Genomic DNA, 22,342 nt, shown 5'->3' with positions numbered 1-22,342 from the left:
AACGACATGAGAGCATCCCGAATCACCCCGGTTCGTCCGGATTGATAAGGGGGGTCTGCGACCGGTTCATGAAATTTTTCGAAAGGGGGTTGCGCAGGGCATCAACTGGGGCTCTGCCCCAGACCCCGGGGTCCAGGGGCGAGCCCCTGCCACGCGGCGGAACCACATATCGATGCTGCGGGAAGGGGCGGGAAGGGAAAGATCCGCGCGTCAGCGCATGCGCGTCGCCCACTCCTGGACCTTCTTGATCCGCTCGCGGATCTGCCCCGCCGTCGCCTCCGCGCTCGGCGGGCCGCCGCAGACCCGGCGCAGCTCGGTGTGGATCACGCCATGCGGCTTACCGCTCTGGTGGACATACGCCCCGACCAGCGTGTTGAGCTGCTTGCGCAGCTCCAGCAGCTCCTTGTGGGTGACCACCGGTCGCCGCTCCGCCGGGAGCTCCAGCAGATCCGCCTCTTCGTCCGGCTTCTTGCGGCTGTGCGCGATCTGCTTGGCCTGCCGCTTCTGGAGCAGCATCTGCACCTGGTCGGGTTCGAGAAGCCCCGGGATGCCGAGGTAGTCCTGCTCCTCGTCGCTGCCCGGATGCGCCTGCATGCCGAACTCAGCGCCGTCGTACAGCACCCGGTCGAAGACCGCGTCCGACTCCAGCGCCTCGAAGGGGAGTTGGTCCTGTTCGCCGGTGTCCTCGTCCTGCTGCTTCTCGGCCTCCTCGAGGAGCTTCTCCTCCTCCGCGTACGGGTTCTCCTCCTCGCCGTCCTTCTTCGGCTTGTCCAGGACGTGGTCGCGCTCGACCTCCATCTCGCCCGCGAAGCCGAGCAGCATCGGGATGGTGGGGAGGAAGACGGAAGCGGTCTCGCCGCGCCGCCGCGACCGTACGAAACGACCGACGGCCTGGGCGAAGAAGAGCGGTGTGGAGATGGTGGTCGCGTAGACCCCGACCGCCAGCCGGGGCACGTCCACGCCCTCCGACACCATGCGGACCGCGACCATCCAGCGGTCGTCGGAGTGGCTGAAGTCCTCGATCCGCTGGGACGCCGCCGCCTCGTCGGAGAGCACGAGCGTCGCCTTGTTGCCGGTGATCTCGCGGATCAGCTTGGCGTACGCACGGGCCGAGTCCTGGTCGGCGGCGATGACGAGCGCCCCCGCGTCCGGGATGCCCTTACGGACCTCGGACAGCCGCTGGTCGGCGGCGCGCAGCACATTCGGCATCCAGTCGCCGCGCGGATCGAGCGCGGTGCGCCATGCCTGGGAGACGGCGTCCTTGGTCATCGGCTCGCCGAGCCGCGCCTCGAGCTCGTCGCCCGCCTTGGTCCGCCAGCGCATGTTGCCGCTGTAGGAGAGGAAGATGACGGGGCGCACCACACCGTCGGAGAGCGCGTTGCCGTAGCCGTAGGTGTAGTCGGCGGAGGAGCGCCGGATCCCGTCGTTGCCCTCTTCGTAGGTGACGAAGGGGATGGGGTTGGTGTCGGACCGGAACGGGGTGCCGGTGAGCGCCAGCCGCCGGGTCGCCGGCTCGAACGCCTCCAGACACGCCTCGCCCCAGGAGCGGGAGTCGCCGGCGTGGTGGATCTCGTCGAGGATGACGAGCGTCTTGCGCTGCTCGATCCGGTTGCGGTGCAGCATGGGCCGGACGCCGACGCCCGCGTAGGTGACGGCGATCCCGTGGTACTCCCGGCTCAGCGGACCCGCGCTGTACTCCGGGTCCAGTTTGATGCCGATCCGTGCGGCGGCCTCCGCCCACTGCTTCTTCAGATGCTCGGTCGGCGCGACGACCGTCACCTGATGGACGACGTGGTGGTGCAGCAGCCAGGAGGCGAGGGTCAGCGCGAAGGTGGTCTTACCGGCGCCGGGGGTCGCGACCGCGAGGAAGTCCCGCGGCTGCTCCTGGATGTACTTGTCCAATGCGCCCTGCTGCCAGGCGCGCAGCTTGCTCGCGGTACCCCAAGGGGCCCGGCCGGGGAAGGCGGGCGAGAGGTGATGGCTGGTGGAGGCGGCAGTAGTACTCACGGTCTCCGTCGGGCTGGCTCGGCGAGGTCGATCGGGAACCGCGTCAGCCTACCGGTGCCATCGTTCACGCTCCGGGGTACGGGCTGATCCCACCCGAGGGTGGGATCAGACTCACATCGCCTCGTGCAGCCTCCGCAATCCGGACGCGATGTCCGCCACGTCCTCGAGCGCGCCCGCGGCCACACCGACCACCAGCTTGTACGCCTCGTCCTGGTCGACGTCGAGCATCTCGGTGCCGTTGATGTCGAGGAAGACCACCGTGCACATCCACGCCATCCGCTTGTTGCCGTCCACCAGCGGGTGGTTGACGGCGAGCGACTGGAGCAACGCGGCGGCCTTCTCGAAGTGGTCGGTGTACGCCTCTATGCCGAACATCTGCGACTGCGGACGATGCACAGCCGAGCTCAGCAACCCCAGATCGCGCACCGCGATCCGCTGCCCCCCACAGGCGATTTCCGCCAGGTCCAGCACTTCCTGGACCGTCAGGTACTTCACTTACTCCCCCAGCCTCCGCAGAAGGTCCGCGTGGCGTGCCGCGTACTTCGCCCCCAGGCGCTGGACCGACTCGCGGTCCGCCTCCTGCTCGAGATACCGATCGATCGCCTGAAGCACTATGGCGTGCATACTGCGGCCCTCCTCCTCGGCCCGCTGCTTGAGCGCCTCTTGCTGGTCGTCGCGCAGTCGGAGATTCATAGCCATACCAAAACGGTACCACTAGTGGGGTCAAGGTGGTACTACGTGGTGACGGACCGCAACCGCGTCGTCACCCATGCCCCCACCAGCGCCACCGCCGCCATTGCCACGTAGACCGCGCCGAACGCGGCCGGCTGGTGGGAGGCCGCGGAGCCGGTGGCGGCGATATCGCCGCCACCGAAGGAGACGAAGAGGACACCGCTGAGGCCGACCAGCGTGATGTTGCCGAGCGCGTCGGAGACCTGGAGGGAGGCGGAGTTGCTGCCCGCGTCCTCCGGACGGGAGAGCTTCAGCAGCAGCACGCTCCCGCTGGAGATGGCCAGCCCCATCCCATAGCCGCCGATCACCCAGGCCACGGCCACGATCCAGGCCGGGACGGAGTCGATGAGTGCCAGGAGCACCGCGGCGATGGACACGGCGATCAGGAGCATGCCGAGACCCATCAGCCGTTCGCGGTGCGGCTCCAGGCGGGGACGGCTCTGGGTGTACGAGCCCAGGGCCCAGGTGAGTCCGCCACCGGTGAGGGAGAGCCCGGCGGCGGTCGCGGACAGGTCGCGCTGGGTCACCAGCATCAGCGGGACGAAGCTCTCCGCGCCCAGGAAGGACCCCGCCGCCACCCCGCGCAGCAGGATCACCGACGGCAGTCCGCGGGCGGCGCGGAAGGTGCCCTCGGGGAGCAGCCGCAGTACACAGGGGACGAGCAGGGCGAGACCGGCGGCGGCCGGGACGAGGGAGAGCCAGCTGAGGTCCTGGCCCGCGTACTGCAGCAGCCCGGCGCCGGCCGCGACGGCGAGCGCGAGGAGGATCCGGCGGCGGTTCATGCCCGCGGAGCGCTCGCTCGGGGGCAGGGCGCGCAGCGCGGGCAGCATCACCGCGAGCGGCGGCAGCACCAGCACCGGGATGGCCAGGAACACCCAGCGCCAGCCGACCTGTTCGGTGACGGTCCCGGCGGCGAGCGGGCCGACGATGACCGGCAGCACCCAGGCGGCGGAGAAGGACGCCAGCACGGCGGGCTGCAGCCGCTGCGGATAGGCGCGGCCGACCACCACATACAGCGCGACGATCACCAGCCCGCCGCCTATGCCCTGCACCGCGCGCCCGCCCACGAACATCCACATCTGCTGTGCCGAACCGGCCACCAGCAGCCCGGCGGCGAACGCCGCGATCCCGGTGAACAGCGGCGCCAGCGGCCCCTTGCGGTCGCACCACTCCCCCGACAGCGCCATCGCGAACAGGCTCGCGGTGAAGTAGGCGGAGAAGGCGTACGCGTACAGCTCGACCCCGTCCAGCGCACGGGCCGCGACCGGCATCGCGGTATTGACCGCGCTCGCCTCGAAGGCGATGAGGGAGACGACGGTGACGATGCCGAGGGTGAGGGCACGGTAGCGCCTCCCCAGTACGGTGCCGCCGGTGTCGCCGGTGCCGCCGCCGCCCTCCAGGCCCGGATCCAGGCCCAGGTCCAGGTCTCCGCCTTGCGGCTCGGGTGGGACGGGGGATGCCTGGGGCGGCAGGGGGGCGGCGCTGTCCGTGACGGCGGCGTCGGCGTCATGCGGGTCGCGAGGGGTCATGGCGTCAGAGTAAGTGGCGTTCCGGGACGTCACACCTGTCGCGGGACGGAGCCGAGCTCGGCCGTTGGCCCTAGGGCGCCCTGCCCACGACGCGGGCCCTGGCCGCGCCCCCACAACCCTGGCCGCGCGCCGCCGTGGCCCACCGGACGGGCGCGGCCCCCCGCCACCCATGCCTGCACGCCGGGCCCTGGCCGCGCCCCGGCACCCCTGGCTGCGCCCCCACAACCCTGGCCGTACCCCGGCCCATGGCCACGATCCGGGCCATAGCCGCACCCCGCGACCCAGCCTCTGGCCGCACCCCCGGCCCTGGCCGCACCTCCACCATCCTGGCTGCGCACCCGGCACCCGTAGCAGTACCCCCGGCTCCGGGGCCGCGCGCCCGCGCCCCTGGCCGGCGCCCCGGCACTCCGGGTCTCGCCGCGCCCCCGGCGCCCCTGGCTCTGGTCGTAGCCCGGGCCCCGGCCGCGCCCCCGGCCCTGACCGTGCCCCCCGCACCCATGGCCGCACCCCGGCAGCAGCACCCCCGGCCCTGGGGCCGCGCGCCCGGCGCTCCAGGCCTTGCCGTACCCCGGCACCCCTGGCCGTCCCCGGCCCTACATGGTGAGCAGCACCCCCGCGTACGACGCCCCCGCGATCACCACCCAGGCGCACAGCCCCAGCGCCGCGACCCGGGCGCCGGTGCGGGTGAGTGAGGGGAGGTGGACGGCGCTGCCGAGGCCGAAGAGGGCGGCGGCGAGGAGGAGTTCCTGGGCCGTGGCGGCGGTGTCCAGCGCGGCGGTGGACAGGAGGTCCGTGCTGCGCAGGGCGGTCATCGCGAGAAAGCCGAGGACGAACAGCGGCACCAGCGGCAGCCGCCGCTTCGCCGCCTCGCCCGCCGCCGTCCCCTCGCCCGCCGCCGCCTTGGCGCGCTCCCCAGCCCGTACGGACGTCGCGAGCGCCGCGACCAGCGGGGCGAGCAGGGCCACCCGCACCAGCTTGACCAGCACCGCGTCGCCCAGTGCCGCCGGCCCGGCGGTCTGCGCGGTGGCCACGACCTGGCCCACGTCGTGCACGCTCGCGCCCACCCACCTGCCGAACGCCACGTCGTCCAGCCCCAAGGGGTGCTGAAGCAGCGGCAGGACGGCGATGGCGAGCGTGCCGCACAGCGTCACCAGCGCCACGGAGGTGGCCACATCGCGCTCGTCGCTCTCCGACACCTCGCTCACCGCGCCGATGGCGGAGGCCCCGCAGATCGAGTAGCCGGTCGCGATCAGCAGTGGCTGATCGCCGCGCAGCCCCATCCGGCGGCCGAGCCACCAGGTGCCGCAGAAGGTGGCCGCGACCACGCCCAGGACCATCGTCACGGTGGCCCAGCCGAGGCCCAGCACATCGTTCAGGCTGAGCTTGAGGCCGAGCAGCACGATGCCGAGGCGCATCAGCCGCTTCCCGGCGAAGGAGAGCCCGGCGCGGCAGACGCCCCGGACGAGTCCGCGCGCCCCCGGCAGATGGGCTGCGACGATGCCCAGCACCACGGCGGCGGTCAGCAGGGGTACGGCGGGGAGCAGCCGGTGGACGCCCCAGGCGGTCGCGACCCCGGCCGTGGCGAGCCCGAGCCCGTACGCGGTGGCGGGCGGCCGCCATCCGGCGGCCTGCCGCGCCCGGCCGGGCGCGGCGGTCAGCGTCACTGGCCGTCCGCCGTCGAAGGGCCGTGGGCCTCGTCCGCCGTCGGAAGGTCGTAGACCCGCCGGACGCTGCTGCCCAGGCGGGCGATGTCCGCCCCGTAGACATGGATCGAGATCGCCTTCGTCCCGCAGGCGTTCCACACTCTGTGGATATCTCCGGGCGGCGCGAAACCGCACACCGCGCCCCGCGGGTTGACCACGTCCTCCACCGCGATCAGCCGCGAGCCCGGGCCGTCGGGCACGAGGCGGTAGCGCCGCTCGTGCTCCTCGCCCTCGTGGACGCCGGTCACACACCAGGACACATGGTCATGGATCGCCGTGCGCTGGCCGGGCAGCCACACCAGCGCGACGATCGAGAAGCTGCCGTCGGGCTCGGCGTGCAGAACGTGCTGGCGGTAGCGGTCGGGGTCACCCTCGCGCTGCCCCGGGGTGAGCAGATCGGCCGCGCCGAGGTGGGGCGCGAGCCGCTCGCCGACCAGATAGGCGGTCACATCGGGCGCCAGACCCCGGTCGACGGCCTCGCGGACGTCGCCGACGAACTCGCCGAGGCGTGCCGTGAGAAGACGGGAGGACGGATACGCGGTCGGGGTGCTCATGGTGGCAGCGCCCTGCCGCCCGCTCCATCACGTCCAACGACAGGTTGTTGAGCCATCCCCAAGCTCTGCTTATGGATTGCGCTTATGGTCAGGCGGTCAGCGCACGGCCGGGCTCAGCATCCGACCCGGTTCCCCGCCACCGTCTTAAGCTCCTCCAGCACCCGCGCGGTGGCCGGTATCTCCAGATGTTCGCGCAGCACATACGCCGAGACATGGCGGCGCGAGGCGGGGTCCAGGGCGCGCCCGGTGACCTTCTGGTGGCATAGGAACGAGAGCACCAGCCCCGGCATCATCGCCACGCCGAGCCCCGCCGCGACCATGCTCTGCACCACCAGATTGTCATCGGTGGTGAAGGCGATGTCCGGGGCGAAGCCCTGCTCCGCGCATTCGTGCAGGAAGTTGGCGCGGCACCGCAGGCACCCGGCGATCCAGCGCTCCTCGCTCAGCTCCGCCAGCTTGACCGCCCGCCGTCTGGCCAGCGGATGCCCGGTCGGCAGCAGCACCGTCAGCTGGTCCTCCAGCAGCGGGATCTCCACCAGCTCGGCGGGGGTCTCCTCGCGCAGCCCGGGATAGGTGAAGGCGAGCGTGATGTCGCACTCCCCGCGCACCACCCGCCCCAGCGAGTCCGGCGGCTCGCCCTCCAGCAGCTCCACCCGCACCCCCGGATGGGCGGCGGCGAGCCGGGCCATGGCCTCGGGGATGAGGGTCGCGTTGGCGCTGGGGAAGGCGCAGACCCGCACTCGGCCCGAGCGCAGCCGGGTGATGGCGTTCATCTGCTGCTGGGCGGTGGAGATGCTGGTCAGGATGGTGTCGGCGTGACGGGCGAGGGTCTCCCCCGCCTCGGTCAGCCGCATCCCGCGGCCGACCCGGATGAACAGTGGACTGCCGACGGCCCGTTCCAGCGCCTTCATCTGCTGGGTGATGGCCGGCTGGGTGTAGCCGAGCGCGCGGGCGGCCCCGGAATAGGAGCCGGAGCGGACCACCTCGTGGAACGTCTTGACGTGCCGGGAATCGAACACACGCGCATCATACGGAGAAGCGGACGGAAACCATAAGCGTAATTTGGGTCTGCACAAGATCGCCCCAACCGAAGCTTTTGCGTCACGCGGACTGCCACCCACGGCTCATGCGCCACACCCGGCACACCACGCCCCCCGGTCAAGCACGGTCAAGATGACGATGCTGGGGCAAGCTGACTCCATGCCGCACTACACCTCGTACGACGGAACCGAGCTGGCCTACCGCGTCCTGGAGGCCCGGGACGGCTCAGCGGGGCCGCCGCTGATCTGCCTGGCGGGCGGGCCGGGGCGCAGCGCCGCGTATCTGGGCGACCTCGGCGGACTGAACGCCCATCACACCCTCGTCATCCCCGACAGCCGCGGCACCGGGGACTCCCCGCCCGCCGTCGACCCCAGTGGCTACGCCTTCCCGGGGCTCGCCGAGGACCTCGAAGGGCTCCGCCGCCATCTGGACCTCGCCCGCTTCCCGCTGCTCGCCCATGACGCGGCCGCCGCGACGGCCCAGGCGTACGCGGCCGCCCACCCCGAGCGGCTCGGCCGGCTGATCGTGGTCTGCCCGGGCGCGCGGCTGCAGGGCCAACTCCCCGAGGACGCCAGGGAGATCTTCGAGTCCCGCACCGACGAGCCCTGGTTTCAGGAGGCGTACACGGCGGTCCAGTTGCTGCCCGACACCACCGACCTCGCCGAGATGCGCAGGCTGCTGCTGCAGGCCGCCCCCATGGCGTACGGCCGCTGGGAGGAGCCCCAGCGGGCGCACGCCGAGAGCGAGGGCGAGCAGCTCGGGCCGGTGCCGCGGGCCGGATTCTGGCAGGGCGTCGACGAGGCGGGGCGGCGCGCGGTGCTGGCCCGGCTGCGCGAGGTGCCGTGCCCGGTGCTGGCGATCACCGGCGACCGGGACGCGGTGACCGGGATGCGGGCCGGGGAGCTGGTCGCCGAGTCCTTCCCGGACGGGCAAGTGCGACCCCTGCCCGGGGTGGGCCACTATCCGTGGGTCGACGACCCGGATCTCTTCCGCCAGGTGGTCGAGGACTTCCTGGCGGATCGCCCCGCGCCGTGAGCCGGGGCCCGGCCGCCCCCGGGCGGGCGCATCCGGGCGGGCGCATCCGGCGGCCATGAACGCAGTGTGTCAGTCGTATGGCAGCCCCCGCCTTGGCGTTGTGCCCGCCCCACCCCCGTCCTATCGTCGGGAACAGAGCACGACATCGGCCGTGTGCCCGAGTGGTTGAGGGGCTCGACTGCAAATCGAGTTACGTGGGTTCGATTCCCGCCACGGCCTCCAAGTTCTGACCGGGGTAAATGCGGGGACAGCGCCATTGCGGGGTGCCCCCTTGGTCCTGTCCGTCTCACTTCTCCATTGGGAAGCCAGTTGGCGCTCCAGTTGGCCAGTCCCGTTCTCAGGCGCCCGTGTTGTCCGAACAGCGTGCACTGTCGCGCAGGTGGCGGGCCGGTCACAGGTGCTCGATGACCAGGGCGGTGTCGTCGGTGACTCCGCCGGGCGGGAGCAGGTCGGCCAGCAGGGCGTCGGCGAGCGCTTCGGGGTCGGCTGCCTGGTGGCGAGCCAGGGAATCGGCGAGCCGCGCGAGGCCCGTGTCGATGTCTTCGCGGCGGCGCTCGATCAGGCCGTCGGTGTACAGCGCGAGGACGGCGCCCTCGGTGAAGGGCGCGGTGGCCTGGGGCCGGGGTGCGTGTTCAGGGCGGGCGCCGAGTGGGGGGTCGGTGGCCCGGTCCAGGAACTCCACGGTGCCGTCCCTCCGCAGGAGGGCCGGTGGAGGGTGGCCGGCGCTGCTGTAGGTGACGGTGTGGGTGTCCCAGTCGACGAACGTCGTGGCCACTGTGGTGTTCTCAGCGCCGGCGATGGAGCGGGCGTACAGCCCAAGGACTTCCAGGGCTCCGTCGGGGCCGTCGGCCGCGCGGCAGGCGGCGCTGAGCGCGCTGCGCAGTTGTCCCATGACTTTGGCCGCGGACAGACCGTGGCCGACAACGTCGCCGACGGCGATCGCGATGCGGTCGCCGGGCAGGTCGACCAGGTCGTACCAATCGCCGCAGACGTGCAACGTGTCGACAGCGGGCCGGTAGCGTACGGCCGCCTGGTGGCGCCCGGCCGGGCAGGAAACGGGCAGCATGGCCTCTTGCAAGCTCAGCGCGACTTCGCGGGCGCGGATGAGTTCGGTGACCTCCTCCACCCGATGCAGCAGCAGCGCCACCCGCCCATCCGGACCGAAGACGGGAACGTTGGTCCAGGTCCAGTACCGCTCCTCCCGTACCCCGGGCCGGTCAGAGTTCTCCACGTCGGCCCGCTGCAGCGCCAGGATGTCGCGCTCACCGGTTTCCGCCACCCGGAGCAGTGACGCCTGAATGTTGGGCACGACGGCCGCCGCAGGGTCGCCCGGGTTGTCGCGGAAGTCGTCGGGCAGGTAGCTGCCGATGACCTGCTCGCGGGTGCGGCCCAAGGTGCGCAGGAACTCCTCGTTCACGTCCGCGTAGATCAACTGCGGGGTCAGCAGTGCCACCGCCCCGGGAAGGGCCTGGAACACCGCCGCGTAGTCGGTCTCCGCTTCCGCCACGTCTTTTCCCGCCTTGGCGCCACCCCTGGTGTCTGTCTCCACGGTACTCCTGCGGCGGGGCCGGGCAGGTCGCACGGAACGGCGGCCGGCGGGGAGGGCCGAGGAAGTCCGTTCGTCGCCCTCGGGAAGGCATGCCGAGCCGTGGACGCGAACCGGCTCGCCAAGAACTCTCGGACTCGCCGGCCGAAGCGCTCAATCGAGTTACCTGGGTTCGATTCCCGCCACGGCCTCCACACACCTTGCGCGGGCGCCCTCATGGGCGTCCGCGCAATGCGTTGCCGCTCGGTGAACTCTCGGCCATGCTCTGGACACACGCGCCCTCCTGACGCATGCTCATCCACGCCATCCAGCCGTCTCGGCACCGGGATACCCCAGGTAAATCCCTAGGGCTTCGGCGATTTTCACACTCTCGCCACCGAACGGTCTCCTGACCCCCTCACTGAGTGCAATTGCGTCTCATAGGGTCAGTGTGGTGCCTGCGGCCGCGTGGAAAACGACTCCCGGTCGACAGGCACCTTTTTCGACCGTGGTTCCATCCTCAATGGGGGAAATGTGCAGCCCGCCGCACCGGCCGCCCGTCTGCCGCTCTCGACCGGCCAGAGTGAGATCTGGTTCATTGAGCAGCTGGAGCCGCCGGAGAGCACCACCTTCAGGGTCGGCGAGTACCTGGAGATACAAGGACCGATAGACAACGAGATATTCGAGCGGGCGCTGCGCCGGGCCGTGGCGGAGGCCGAGCCCTACAACGTGCGGGTCGGCGAGGACGACGGGGAGCCCTGGCAGATCCTGGACCCGGTGACCGACTGGGAGCTGCCGAAGCTGGACCTCACCGGCGAGGACGACCCCTGGGCCGCGGCCGAGCGGTGGATGAAGAACGACCTGGCCACGGGGGCGCTCAAGCTGGGCGACTACCCCGCGTTCTCCTTCGCCCTGCTGAAGGTGGAGCCCGAGCGCTTCCTCTGGTACCAGGGCACGCACCACATCGTGTCGGACGCCGGATCGGCCGCCCTGCTGGGCCGGCGGACCGCCGAGGTGTACACCGCGCTCGTGGCGGGGACCGAACCGGCCGAGGGGGAAACGGTCTTCGGCTCCCTCCAGGCGATGGTGGACCAGGACGCGGAATACCGGGCCTCGCCGGATTTCGCCAAAGACCGCGCGTACTGGCTGGAACACGTCGGCGATTCCCCGCGCCCCGCACGGCTTTCCACCCACCCCACCAGGGAACTTTCCACCGTCCTCCGGCAGACCGCCTACCTGACCGAGGAGGAAGCGGTCGAGCTGCGGGCCGCCGCGCGTAAATACGCCACCCACTGGTCGGCTATGATCATCGCAGCGACCTCCCTTTATCTGCATCGATTGACCGGTAAATCGGACATCATTCTGACGCTGCCGGTCTCGGGCCGTACCGATGCCACCGCCCGTGCCATTCCGGGGATGTTCGCCAATGTGGTGCCGCTGCGCATCCAGGTGCGCGCCGATATGCGAATACGGGAGCTGGTACGGCAGATCTCACGGGAAGTCAGGCAGGCCCTGCGCCATCAGCGCTACCGCCGTATCGACCTGGCCCGGGATCTGCGACTTCCGGACGGCGGAAACGGATTGCTCGGCCCGCACGTCAACATCATGACGTACGACTACGACTTCCACTTCGCCGGTCACCGGGTCAAGGGCCACAACCTCTCCAACGGAACCGTCGAGGACCTCTCGATCATGGGATACGACCGGTCCGACGGCACCGGTATCCGGATCGACCTCAACGCCAATTCCAACCTCTACACCGAGGACGCCCTCATCGCCCACCGGGAGCGCTTTCTCGGCCTGCTGCGCTCCCTCTCCGACATCTCCGACCTGCAGCGCACCGTCGGCTCCCTGGAGCTGCTGTCCGCCGAGGAGCGCCTGCGGGTCCTGGGCGCGCCGGGCGAGACGGCGCATCCGACCTCCGGCGCCCTCCTCCCGGAGCTGCTGGCGGCCCAGGCCGCCCGGACTCCCGACGCCCAGGCCCTGGTCTGCGCCGACACAGCGGATGACACCGTGCTCAGCTACGCCGAGCTGGACCGGGCGGCGAACCGGCTGGCCCGGGTGCTCATCGCGCGCGGCGCCGGGCCCGAGCGCACCGTCGGCGTGGCCCTGCCCCGCTCCGCCGACCTGGTCATCGCGCTGATCGCGGTGCTGAAGACGGGGGCCGCGTATCTGCCCCTGGACCTGGACTACCCGGCCGAGCGGCTGGCGTACATGCTCGACGACGCGGGCCCCGCCCTCGTCGTCACCCGTGCCGACAGCGCCGGGGCGCTGCCCGCGCGCCACGGTGTGGGGCGGCTGCTGCTGGACGTCGTGGACATCACGGGCGCCCGGGGCGCGGGAGACGTCTCCGCTCCGGCGGTGGCGATCGACCCCGAGCACCCCGCCTACATCATCTACACCTCGGGCTCCACCGGCCGCCCCAAGGGCGTCCTCGTGCCCCACCGGGCCGTCGCCAACTGCCTGGAGTGGATGCAGGACGCCTACGGCCTCGCCCCCGGCGACCGGATGCTGCAGAAGACCCCGGCCGGGTTCGACGCCTCGGTCTGCGAGTTCTTCTGGCCGCTGCTCAGCGGCGCGACCCTGGTGGTCGCCAAGCCCGGCGGCCACAAGGACCCGGCGTATCTGGCGCGCACGGTGCGCGAACAGGGCATCACCGCGCTCCAGTTCGTACCGTCGATGCTCCAGGCGTTCCTCGCCGACCCGGCCGCCGCCGACGCCTGCGCGGGCATCCTGCGGCGGGCCTCCAGCGGCGGTGAGGCGCTGCCGCGCGAGACCGCCGAGCGGTTCCACGAGCGGTTCCCCGGCGTGCCGCTGAACAACCTCTACGGGCCCACCGAGACCACCATCCAGATCGCCCACCACCCCTCCGCGCCCGGCGGTGAGGGGCCGGTGCCGATCGGCCGGCCGGTGTGGAACACCCGGATGTACGTCCTCGACACCGCCCTGAAGCCCTGCCCGGCCGGGGTCACCGGCGAGCTGTACGTGTCCGGGGCGCAGCTCGCCCGCGGCTATCTGGGCCGCCGGGCCCTGACCGCCGAGCGGTTCGTCGCCGACCCCTACGGCCCGCCCGGCACCCGGATGTACCGCACCGGCGATCTGGCCCGCCGGCTGCCGGACGGCGACGTCGAGTACGTGGGCCGCACCGACGGCCAGGTCCAGCTCCGCGGTTTCCGCATCGAGCTGGGCGAGGTCGAGGCGGCGCTGCGGACGCTCCCCCAGGTCGCCGAGGCCGCCGCGGCGGTCCGCACCGACCGGCCCGGCGACCAGCGGCTGGTCGCCTATGTGACGGCCACCGGGAACACCCCGCCGGACGCCGCCACGGCCCGCGAGGCGCTGGGCGAGGTGCTGCCCGAGCACATGGTGCCCAGCGCGGTCGTGGTCCTCGGCACCCTTCCCCTGGACGCCAACGGCAAGCTGGACCGCGCCGCGCTGCCCGCGCCCTCCTTCGAGGCCGCCACGGGCGGCCGGGCGCCCCGCACTCCGCGCGAGGAGACGCTGTGCGCGCTCTTCGGCGAGGTCCTGGGCGTCGACGGCGTCACCATCGACGACGACTTCTTCCTGCTCGGCGGCCATTCGCTGCTCGCCTCCAAGCTGGCCAGCCAGGCCCGCGCCACGCTGGCCACCGAGCTGTCGATGCGCGACCTCTTCGAGGCGCCGACCGTCGCCCGGCTGGTGGCCCGCCTGGACACCGCGGGACCGGCCGAGGCGCAGCGGCAGCAGCCGCTGGACATCCTGCTGCCGCTGCGCGGCGAGGGGCGGCGCCCGCCGCTGTTCTGCGTCCACCCCGGCGGCGGTCTCGGCTGGTCGTACACCGGGCTGCTCCGTCATCTCGCCCCGGACCAGCCGGTGTACGCCCTCCAGGCGCGCGGGCTGACCGAACCGGACGTCCTCCCGGCGAGCGTCGAGGAGATGGCCGCCGACTATCTGCGGCAGATCCGGACCGTCCAGCCGGCCGGTCCGTACCATCTGCTCGGCTGGTCCTTCGGCGGGCTGATCGCGCACGCCATGGCCACCCGGCTGCAGGCCGAGGGCGAGGAGGTCGCCGTGCTGGCCGTGGTCGACGCCTACCCCGACAACGCCCAGGCGCTGCCCGAGGCACCGGAGCTCAGCAAGCGTCAGTGGCTGGGGGTGCTGCTCGACGATATCGGGGGCGGCGATATCTTCGCCCCGGGCTGGCTGGAGGCGCACCCCGACGGAGCGGACGGCACCGCCGACCTGGTGGCGGACCTCTGCCGGGAGACCGGGCTGCCCGCCCGGCTGCTGGAGGGCGAGACCAGCTTCCCGCTGCTCGACATCCTGCTCAACGACCAGGAGCTGATGCGGAAGTTCGCGCCCGACCGGTTCCACGGCGACATGCTGCTGTTCTACGCGGCGGAGGAGATTCCCGGCTACCGGCGCGATCCGCTGCATGTGCCGGACTCCTGGCGCCCCTTCGTGGACGGCGCCCTTACGGTGCACGGCGTCCCCGACCACCACTACCGGATGATGCGGGAGGAGTCCCTGGCCCGGATCGGCCCGGTGGTGGCGGCGGCGCTCGAACCCGGCCGCCCCGCGCTCGGCACCGGCCGCCCGGCCGAGCACGACCGCCCCGTACTGAGCGCGGCCGCCATGCGCTGAGCACGGAAGCCGAGCACGGAAGCCGAGCCCGAAAGCCGGGCGCGGAAAACGGGCGCCCCGCGACGGCGGGGCGCCCACGGCCGACGCCGCCTTAGGGACGCGTCGGTTACGTACGGTCGGCGCCTTACGGACGCATCGGCTACGTACGGTTGACGACCGCCGCCTGGGGGCGGATCGGGAGGCGGTTGACCGGACGGCCGGTGGTCCGGCTGCCGGACCACACCACGCGAGGTGCGCAGGTTCTCGGTGCGCGCCTTCGAATGTGGCGAAGGAGATGAACTCCCGGCGAGGAGGCACGTAGTTGGAAGGAAGGCTCGCCATGACAGTGGACGCACGTGACGAGGTGGAGCGGTTCATCCTGGGGGACCGGTTCGCCTGCCTGGCGGGACGGTCCGCCTGGCGCAAGGGTGGCATCACCCATCGTCACTACGACCTGATGGGATCCGAGGATTCGGCCCGGCCGATGGCATTCGATCTCGCGGATTTTGTGGACTCGGCCGACTGGAGCCACCGGTCGTTCACGAGCTTCATCGCGACCTTCGAGCGGCCTCGCGGGGTGGATGAGCTGCGGTTCGAGGAGTTGCTGTGGGAACAGCTCCAGCTACTCCACGAACAGGACGCCCGGTCCTATCGCTGGGCCGAGGGCTGTTCGTCCGATCCGCAAGCCGGCGAGTTCGCCTACAGCGTCGCCGGTCACCCCTTCTTCGTCATCGGTCTGCACGAGACCCACCGCCGCTGGGGCCGCCGCCCTCCCTTCCCGATGCTGGCCTTCAACTCGCATGAGCAGTTCGACCGCATCAAGGGCGCCGAGATGTGGGACCGCCTCGTGGAGAAGATCCGCAAGCAGGACATCCAGCTCCAGGGCGACATAAACCCCAACCTGCTCGAGTACGAGCAGCTCTCCGAGGCCCGCCGCTACTCCGGCCGCCCGAAGCCCGCGGACTGGCAGTGCCCGTTCGCCGCCCGGGAGGACGAGCGCGAGCCCGCGCTGACGGGTCCGTCCCCGGCCTGAGAGGGCCCGGCCGCGTCCCCGCCATGGGGACGCGGGCCGCGGGAACGACCGTCAGCGCACCGGGAAACCGAAGCTGTATCCCTGCTGCTTCAGCCACGGCAGGACCTGGCCCAGCGCCTCGACCGTCTGGCTGCGGTCGCCGCCCGCGTCGTGGAAGAGCACGGTGGGGCCGCTGGAGATCTCGTTCTTGACGGTGTTGACCATGGCCGCGACCCCCGGCTGCTTGAAGTCCTCGGAGTCCACGTTCCAGCCCAGCGGCCGCATGCCCTGCGAGGCGGCGATCTGACGGCTGTACGGGGTGAACGCACCGCCCGGGGCACGGTAGTAGAGCGGCTTGACGCCCCCTGACGCCTTGGTGATCATTCGCTGGGCGTCGAGGATCTCCTTGGACTGGTAGGCGGGTGACTTGCCGCCCATCGTCGTGTCGTGCGACATGGAGTGGTCGCACAGCCGGTGTCCGTCCGCGACCACATCCTTGACCAGGTCCGGGTGGGCCTGAGCCTGCGGACCGACCATGCAGAAGGTGGCCTTGACGCCGTTGGCCTTGAGCACCTGGAGGACCTGCGGGGTCCAGGTCGGATCCGGACCGTCGTCGATCGTGATGTTGACGCCCTTGGCGCCCTTGTCGGAGGCGTGGGCCATGTCCATGTTGACCACGGGAGCGGGCAGCTCGGGGTCCGGCTTGGAGGTCTGGCCCACGATCGGCGTCGGCTTCGACGTCGGTGACGCACCCGGCCCCGCGACGGTTCCGGCCTGGGCGGTCCACACGGCGGCCAGGGCGGTCACCCCCGCCACACCCAACGCCGCCACCACCACTCGGCCATTCGCCCCCATGATCCGGTGCCGCGCCATGTCCGCCTCGCTCCCCATTGTCTCCTGTGCCGCTATGGCATCCAGGAGGATGGAGCTGGGGCGGAGAGGGATCCCTCTGTTACACGGCTCGCACAATCCCGCGCCACGGAACAACGAGGCGCGGGCGGCGGACCCTCCCGCGGGCTCTCAGGGCACGCTCGCGGGCTCTCAAGGCGCTCCCGCGGGCCCTCCCCCAGGCTCTTCCACTAACCCCTCCCGCGGCCTCTTCCGCGGGCGCTTTAGCCCCGGTTGACGACCGCCGCCTGGGGGCGGATCGGGAGGCGGTTGACCGGACGGCCGGTGGCCACGCGGACCGCCGCCGCCACCGCTGCCGGGGAGGTGACCACCGGCACCGCGCTGACCGGCTTGGCGCCGAAGGGGGCCACCACGTCCCGCTCCTCGACCAGCTTGACGATGCGGATGTCGGGGACGTCCAGGGCGGTCGGCAGGGCGTAGCCGGTCAGGTCCGGGTGGCGGACCACACCACGCGAGGTGCGCAGGTTCTCGGTGAGGGCCGCGCCGATGCCCTGGGCGACGCCCGCCTCGATACGGGCCCTGAGCTGACGCGGGTTGAGGATCCGGCCCACGTCCTGGGCCACCGTCATGTCGACGACCCGTACCGCGCCGATCTCGATGTCGACGTCCACCACGGCGCGCACCGCGCAGTAGGCGAGCCCGACGAAGGCGTCACCCTGCCCGGTCTCGTCCAGTGGCTCGGTGGGATGCGGACGGCACTGCGCGGTGGCCCACAGCTCCTTGCCCTCCAGGGCCTCCTCGACGGTGGTGCTGAGCACCCCGTCATACGAGGTGATCTTGCCGTCGGCGATGCTGAGCAGCTCGGTCGACATGCCGAACGTATGCGCGAGGGGCTGGAGGAGCTGGGTGCGGACCATCTTCGCGGCCCGTTCGACCGCACCGCCGGAGACCCAGGTGTGACGGCCGCGCGAGGCGGGCCCGGCCGGGGGCTGGTCGGTGTCGATGGGCGCGATATGGACCTCCTCGATGCCGAGGACGTCCTGGACGATCTGGCGGGCCAGAGTGGCGAAGCCCTGGCCGGTGTCCACGGCCGCGCAGATCACGGTGGCCACCGGGCCGGTGACCTTGACGGTGGCGGTGGAGACCTCGTCGGCCCCCTCGGCGCCGAGCATATGGACCATGCCCAGGGCGTAGCCGACCCCGCGCCGCACCGCGGCCGGGTCGCCCGCGCCCTCCAGACCGCCCGGCAGCAGCCACTCCTCCTCGGGGTCGTCCTTGGGGAGGGCGGGCAGCGGTGCGTCCCTTACGGCCTGCAGCAGTTCGGCGACCGGGGCCGGGCAGGTGACGGTCTGTCCGGTGGGCAGCAGATCGCCGGTGGCCATCACATTGCGCATCCGGATCTCGAGGGGGTCGATGCCCAGCTTGGCCGCCAGCTTGTCCATCTGGCCCTCGTACGCCGCGCACACCTGCATGGCGCCCTCGCCGCGCACATGGCCGGAGGGCGGGTTGTTGGTGCGTACGGCCCAGCCCTCGATGAAGGCGTGCGGGACGACGTAAGGGCCGCAGGCGAAGGAGACGGCGGCGGCCAGGGTGTCGCCCGAGGAGTCGGCGTAGGCCCCCGCGTCCAGCAGGATCTGCGCCTCGACCTTGACCAGCTTGCCCTGGGAGTCCGCGTGGTGGCGGTAGCGCAGCAGGGTGGGGTGGCGGTGGGCGTGGCCGAGGAAGGACTCCTCACGGGTGGCGGCCAGCTTCACCGGATGTCCGGTGCGCAGCGCCAGCAGCCCGAGCGGTAGCTGCATCCCCGGGTCCTCGCGCTCGCCCATGGCGCCGGGGACGCCGGTGACGACGACCTTCACCCGCTCCGGCTCCAGCCCGAAGCAGGCGGCGGCCAGGTCGCGGTCGGCGTGCGGATCGGTGGAGGCGGTGTAGATCTCCACCCCGCCGTCGGGGCGCGGCACGGCCAGGCCCGCCTCGGCGCCGATGGGCGCCGGGTCCTGACGGCCGATGCGGTACAGCCCCTCGGCGATGACCTCGCCGACCACGTCCGGGTCGCCGAAGGACAGCGGGATATGGCGGACCAGATTGCCGTCGGGGTGCAGCGGCTCGGCGGAGAACGCCTGCTCGGGGTCGGTGACCGGCTCCAGCACCTCGTACTCGACGGCGATGGCGGCGGCGGCCAGCCGGGCCGTGTCGGGGTGGTCGGCGGCGACCGCGGCGATGGGCTCGCCGTGATGGCGGACCAGGTCCTTGGCGAAGACCGGACGGTCGGCGACCCGGCGGCCGTGGGAGGCGTCGCCGGGCACGTCGGCGTGGGTCACCACGGCCCGTACGCCGGGCATCTCGTCGGCCTGCGTGGTGTCGATGGAGACGATGCGGGCGTGCGGGTGCGGGGAGCGCAGCACGGCGGCCCACAGGAGGCCCTCGGCCCACAGGTCGGCCGCGTACGGGAAGGTGCCCGAGGTCTTGGCCGCCGAGTCGGCGGGCGGCAGGGACACGCCGAGGCCCATGGTGGACGGGGGCTGGATGGGCGTTCCGGCGGCGGGGGTGGCGGTGACGGCGCCCCCGCCGTCCGCGATTCCGGTCATGCCGATGCCCTTCCACTACCGCTTCCGTTGACGCTCCCGTTGCCGGTGATGCCGTGCGGTCCCGTCTGGTGCGGGATACGGGCCGGGTCCTGGTGGGCGTCGGGTCCGCCGTCCGGCTCGGCCTGCGCCGCCTCGTCGGCGGCCTCGCGCCCCGCTACGACCTCGCGGACGGCGTCGAGGATCCCGCGGTAGCCGGAGCAACGGCAGAGGTTGCCGGAGATCGCCTGGCGGGTCTCCTGGTCGGTGGGGGCGTGGTTGCCCTCGAGGAGGTCGTGCATGGTCATCGCGAGCCCGGGCACGCAGAAGCCGCACTGCACGGCCCCGCACTCGGCGAGCGCCCGCTGGACGTCGGAGGGCTGTCCACCGGTGGCGAGGCCCTCGACGGTGCGGACCTCGCTGCCCGCGGCGGTGGCGGCGGGCACCAGGCAGGAGGCCACGAGCCGCCCGTCGACCTGGACCGAGCAGGCCCCGCACTCGCCCTGCGAGCAGCCGTCCTTGGCCCCGGCGAGGCCGAGGCGCTCGCGCAGGACATAGAGCAGCGACTCGCCGATCCAGACATCGGTGACGGGGCGGTCGGCGCCGTTGACGCGCAGCACGTAGGAGGCGAGCGGATGCTCGCTGTGGCTCGGCTGCTCATCGGCGGCCGGGGCGGAACCGGGGTCCGTAAGGGGCTCGGCGGGGGCGTCAGCGGCCTCGGGAGCCTCCGTCGGGGTCCCGGCCGGGGCGGGCGCCGCGGCGGCCTCAGTGGCCGCGAACTCGCCCTCGGCAGCGGCCGGTTCCGGCTCGGCCGCGGGCTCGGCGGGCTCCGGCTCGGCGTCGTCCGGCAGCGCTTCGGCGGCGGCCTCGGCGGCGCTCGGCACGGCGTCGGGCGCGTCGGTGCGGCCCGCGTCGTCCTCGGGGCCGGGGTGCGGGGTGTGCCCATGGGCGTCGTCCGCGAATCGGTCGTCCGTGAACCGGTCGTCCGTGAACGCGCCGGGCCAGCTCGTCTCCTGGGGCAGCCCGGGCGCCGGGCTGCCGTGCGGCGGGGTCTCCAGCCCGGCGTGCTGGCCGTCGACCGGGAACTCGCCGGAGTCCCCGGCGGCCGGACCGCCGGGCCGCCGCCCGGGGCCGTCGGCGGGCGTCCGCTCATCGGGCGCCGGGCTGCTGTGGGGCGGGGTGCCACGGGGCGGGGTGTGCAGCCCCTGGTGCCCCTCGGCCGCGAACTCGCCCGAGTCCCCGGCGGAGGGCCCCGGCCACGCCGGGTCCTGTCGGTCGGGCATGCGCAGCCGACGGCGGGCGGGCGGCTGCGTGGGCGTGGCCGGCGGGGCGGACGCGGCCGGGCCCGGGTGGCCCTCGACCGCGTACTCCCCGGAGTCCTCCGCGCCCTCCTCGGCGGCCGGAACCGACCACTGGCCGCTGTGCCCCTGCTGCTGCCCGGGCGCGGGCTGGTGCGGCTGGTGCGGCTGGTGCGGCTGCTGCCGGGGCGCCGGCCCGGCGAAGGGCATCCGCAACTGGGCCGTCGTCTGCGGGTCCTGAGGGCCGTCCGCGTGGCCGCCGTACGGAGGCGCGGCCGGGCCGGGGTGGTCGTCGACCCGGTACTCACCGGTCTCGTCCACACCCTCGTCGCCCGCGACCGGGATGGTCCACTGGCTGGTCTGCACGGGCCCGCCCGCGCCGTTGTCGGACGAGGCGGGCACCGGCCAGTCGTCCACCGGCCAGTCGTCCACGGGCCAGTCGTCCACCGGCTCCTCGGCCGCCGGAGCCGGCCAGTGGCCGGTGTGCGGCGGGTGGTGACCCTGCTGGTCCTCGGTGGGCACCGGCCACTGGACGGAGCCGTGCGGATCGTGGTGGCCGCCGTACAGGTAGCCGCCGTCGGTCTCCGCGGTGGTCCAGTGCCCGGTCATGCCCTGGTCGTGGACCGCACCCTGGCCATGGGCGGACGGCTGCCACTGGCCGCCATGGGACGGGTCACCGTGCCCCACGTCCATCGGCGGGGGCGCGTAGCCGGTGCCGGGCGCCGCGAGCGGGTCCCAACGGCCGGACGGATCGGTCGGGTCCGGGTGGGCGTAGTCGGGCGGCAGCTGTACGAAGGCCGTCGACTCGGCGTCGTACTCCGGGCCGTGCGGCATCGGCTGCCATCCGCTTCCCGGATCCGGCCGGTGCGGCTGCTGTTCATCACTCACGCGAGTGCCCTCCCCAGAGCTCGGCGGGCCAGGGCCGCCACGGTACGCCTCAGGTGGATCGCGGCAGGTGGCAGGGGGACCGGCTCGCTTCCGTCCTGCGGGGGCAGCGGATCGGGGATGCACGCGGCGGCGACGTACTCGCCGAAAGCGGTGGTGACCTGCGGATCGAGATGGCCGCGGTCGCCGTCCCAGTCGATGAGCGAGGCGACCCAGCGCTCGGCGTCCAGGGGGCGCAGCGGCATCGGCGCGACCGCGCCGACCGCACAGCGCACCCCGCGCCGCGCGGGGTCGAGGACGAGGGCGACGGAGGCGGTGGCCCGGCCGGGCCCGGTGCGCCCGGTGGCCTTGATGAAGGTCTGTGGGGCGTGCAGCAGCGGAACCCGGACGAATCCGACGAGTTCACCGGGGTTCAGCAGATCGACCCCGGCGAGCAGATGGCTGACCGGGATCTCGCGGCGGGACCCCTCGGGCCCGGCGATGATGACCGTGGCCTCCAGCGCGGCGAGCACCGGCAGCGCGTCGCCGGTGGGGGCGGCGGTGACGATGTTGCCGCCGAGAGTGCCCGCGTTGCGGATCTGCGGTGGTCCGGCGGCCCGCGCGGCCGCGGCCAGCGCCGGGATCAGCGCGGCGAAGTCGGGGCGGCCCATCCGGGCGTGGGTGAGTCCGGCGCCGAGGAGGGCGTGCCCGTCCAGATAGCGCCAGCCTCGGATTTCGCTGATCCGGCCGAGGCCGACGAGCGCGGCGGGCCGCAGCAGGCCGGAGTTGACCGCGGCCATCAGATCGGTACCGCCCGCCACGGGCACGGCGGCGGGCATGGCGGCCAGTGCCGCCACGGCCTCGTCGAGCGTGCCCGGCAACGTCACCGTGTGCGCCGCCTGCGGTGCGTGCGTGGTCAACCCAGCTGCCCCTTCCCCGGTGTCCCGGCTGTTGCGCCGTACGGTACGTGCTGACAGCCCGGACGTGGCAACTCTGGCACATCTTGCGAGCCCGCCGTCGTGGGGGTCCGTGA

The 22,342-nt window shown here is 72.6% G+C and carries 15 protein-coding genes and 1 tRNA gene; 4 read left to right on the top strand and 12 right to left on the bottom strand.

Annotated elements, in window-relative coordinates:
* Window positions 1–210: 210 nt before the first annotated feature.
* From J5X86_RS29405 to J5X86_RS29375, 7 genes are all read right to left on the bottom strand, one after another.
* Window positions 211–2,007: a DEAD/DEAH box helicase gene (locus J5X86_RS29405; RefSeq protein WP_208519730.1), complete on the bottom strand. Its 1,797-nt coding sequence runs from the start codon at window positions 2,005–2,007 to the stop codon at window positions 211–213.
* Between the two features lie 111 nt (window positions 2,008–2,118).
* Window positions 2,119–2,502: a type II toxin-antitoxin system death-on-curing family toxin gene (locus J5X86_RS29400; protein WP_208519729.1), complete on the bottom strand. Its 384-nt coding sequence runs from the start codon at window positions 2,500–2,502 to the stop codon at window positions 2,119–2,121.
* The gene (locus J5X86_RS29395; protein ID WP_014061073.1) at window positions 2,503–2,700 is read right to left on the bottom strand and encodes a ribbon-helix-helix protein, CopG family; all 198 of its coding nucleotides are present in this window, start codon (window positions 2,698–2,700) and stop codon (window positions 2,503–2,505) included. It lies immediately after the preceding gene.
* Between the two features lie 41 nt (window positions 2,701–2,741).
* Entirely contained in the window at window positions 2,742–4,268 is a 1,527-nt protein-coding gene (locus J5X86_RS29390; protein ID WP_208519728.1) for an MFS transporter, read from the bottom strand.
* Window positions 4,269–4,861: 593 nt separating this feature from the next.
* The gene (locus J5X86_RS29385) at window positions 4,862–5,926 is read right to left on the bottom strand and encodes a putative sulfate exporter family transporter (protein WP_243981798.1); all 1,065 of its coding nucleotides are present in this window, start codon (window positions 5,924–5,926) and stop codon (window positions 4,862–4,864) included.
* Between the two features lie 2 nt (window positions 5,927–5,928).
* Window positions 5,929–6,525 (bottom strand): cysteine dioxygenase family protein, encoded by a 597-nt coding sequence (locus tag J5X86_RS29380; RefSeq protein ID WP_208519725.1) that lies wholly within the window; start codon window positions 6,523–6,525, stop codon window positions 5,929–5,931.
* A gap of 113 nt (window positions 6,526–6,638) precedes the next feature.
* Window positions 6,639–7,544: a LysR family transcriptional regulator gene (locus J5X86_RS29375; protein ID WP_119989020.1), complete on the bottom strand. Its 906-nt coding sequence runs from the start codon at window positions 7,542–7,544 to the stop codon at window positions 6,639–6,641.
* Between the two features lie 181 nt (window positions 7,545–7,725).
* Between J5X86_RS29375 and J5X86_RS29370 the strand changes: the two genes are divergently transcribed.
* A complete protein-coding gene (locus J5X86_RS29370; protein ID WP_208519724.1) occupies window positions 7,726–8,601 on the top strand; it encodes an alpha/beta fold hydrolase in 876 nt (291 codons plus the stop codon).
* A gap of 147 nt (window positions 8,602–8,748) precedes the next feature.
* Window positions 8,749–8,823 (top strand) — tRNA-Cys (locus J5X86_RS29365).
* Window positions 8,824–8,992: 169 nt separating this feature from the next.
* Here J5X86_RS29365 and J5X86_RS29360 read toward each other — a convergent pair.
* A complete protein-coding gene (locus tag J5X86_RS29360; protein ID WP_208519818.1) occupies window positions 8,993–10,108 on the bottom strand; it encodes a PP2C family protein-serine/threonine phosphatase in 1,116 nt (371 codons plus the stop codon).
* 552 nt (window positions 10,109–10,660) lie between these two features.
* On the opposite strand from J5X86_RS29360, the gene J5X86_RS29355 reads away from it, so the two are divergent.
* Both J5X86_RS29355 and gntA read left to right on the top strand, forming a co-directional pair.
* On the top strand, window positions 10,661–14,746 hold the full coding sequence (locus J5X86_RS29355; RefSeq protein ID WP_308124771.1) for an amino acid adenylation domain-containing protein: 4,086 nt from the start codon (window positions 10,661–10,663) through the stop codon (window positions 14,744–14,746).
* A 319-nt stretch (window positions 14,747–15,065) separates the two neighbouring features.
* Window positions 15,066–15,758, top strand: coding sequence for a guanitoxin biosynthesis heme-dependent pre-guanitoxin N-hydroxylase GntA (gntA, locus tag J5X86_RS29350; RefSeq protein ID WP_208519722.1), 693 nt, complete (start codon window positions 15,066–15,068; stop codon window positions 15,756–15,758).
* Between the two features lie 51 nt (window positions 15,759–15,809).
* On the opposite strand, the gene J5X86_RS29345 is transcribed toward gntA, so the two are convergent.
* The 4 genes from J5X86_RS29345 to J5X86_RS29330 all read right to left on the bottom strand — a co-directional run bounded on the left by J5X86_RS29345 (window position 15,810) and on the right by J5X86_RS29330 (window position 22,229).
* Window positions 15,810–16,610, bottom strand: coding sequence for a polysaccharide deacetylase family protein (locus tag J5X86_RS29345; RefSeq protein WP_208519817.1), 801 nt, complete (start codon window positions 16,608–16,610; stop codon window positions 15,810–15,812).
* Window positions 16,611–16,849: 239 nt separating this feature from the next.
* A complete protein-coding gene (locus J5X86_RS29340; protein ID WP_208519720.1) occupies window positions 16,850–19,171 on the bottom strand; it encodes a xanthine dehydrogenase family protein molybdopterin-binding subunit in 2,322 nt (773 codons plus the stop codon).
* Complete coding sequence (locus tag J5X86_RS29335; protein ID WP_308124770.1) at window positions 19,168–21,333, bottom strand: 2Fe-2S iron-sulfur cluster-binding protein; 2,166 nt, start codon at window positions 21,331–21,333, stop codon at window positions 19,168–19,170. The genes J5X86_RS29340 and J5X86_RS29335 overlap by 4 nt, the downstream gene beginning before the upstream one ends.
* A complete protein-coding gene (locus J5X86_RS29330) occupies window positions 21,330–22,229 on the bottom strand; it encodes a xanthine dehydrogenase family protein subunit M (RefSeq protein WP_043237255.1) in 900 nt (299 codons plus the stop codon). The genes J5X86_RS29335 and J5X86_RS29330 overlap by 4 nt, the downstream gene beginning before the upstream one ends.
* Window positions 22,230–22,342 lie beyond the last annotated feature (113 nt).

The organism is Streptomyces sp. NEAU-YJ-81, from assembly GCF_017592595.1.
Taxonomy (GTDB): domain Bacteria; phylum Actinomycetota; class Actinomycetes; order Streptomycetales; family Streptomycetaceae; genus Streptomyces; species Streptomyces hygroscopicus_B.
Note: the sequence above shows the minus strand (reverse complement) of the source record. Positions and strands in the feature narration are given on the sequence as shown.

What these genes read in the sequence shown, in the direction of transcription:
- J5X86_RS29345 (WP_208519817.1), bottom strand. Translation starts at nt 16,610, where the DNA reads ATGGCGCGGCACCGGATCATGGGGGCGAATGGCCGAGTGGTGGTGGCG.
- J5X86_RS29370 (WP_208519724.1), top strand. Translation starts at nt 7,726, where the DNA reads ATGCCGCACTACACCTCGTACGACGGAACCGAGCTGGCCTACCGCGTC.
- J5X86_RS29390 (WP_208519728.1), bottom strand. Translation starts at nt 4,268, where the DNA reads ATGACCCCTCGCGACCCGCATGACGCCGACGCCGCCGTCACGGACAGC.
- gntA (WP_208519722.1), top strand. Translation starts at nt 15,066, where the DNA reads ATGACAGTGGACGCACGTGACGAGGTGGAGCGGTTCATCCTGGGGGAC.
- J5X86_RS29340 (WP_208519720.1), bottom strand. Translation starts at nt 19,171, where the DNA reads ATGACCGGAATCGCGGACGGCGGGGGCGCCGTCACCGCCACCCCCGCC.
- J5X86_RS29395 (WP_014061073.1), bottom strand. Translation starts at nt 2,700, where the DNA reads ATGAATCTCCGACTGCGCGACGACCAGCAAGAGGCGCTCAAGCAGCGG.
- J5X86_RS29380 (WP_208519725.1), bottom strand. Translation starts at nt 6,525, where the DNA reads ATGAGCACCCCGACCGCGTATCCGTCCTCCCGTCTTCTCACGGCACGC.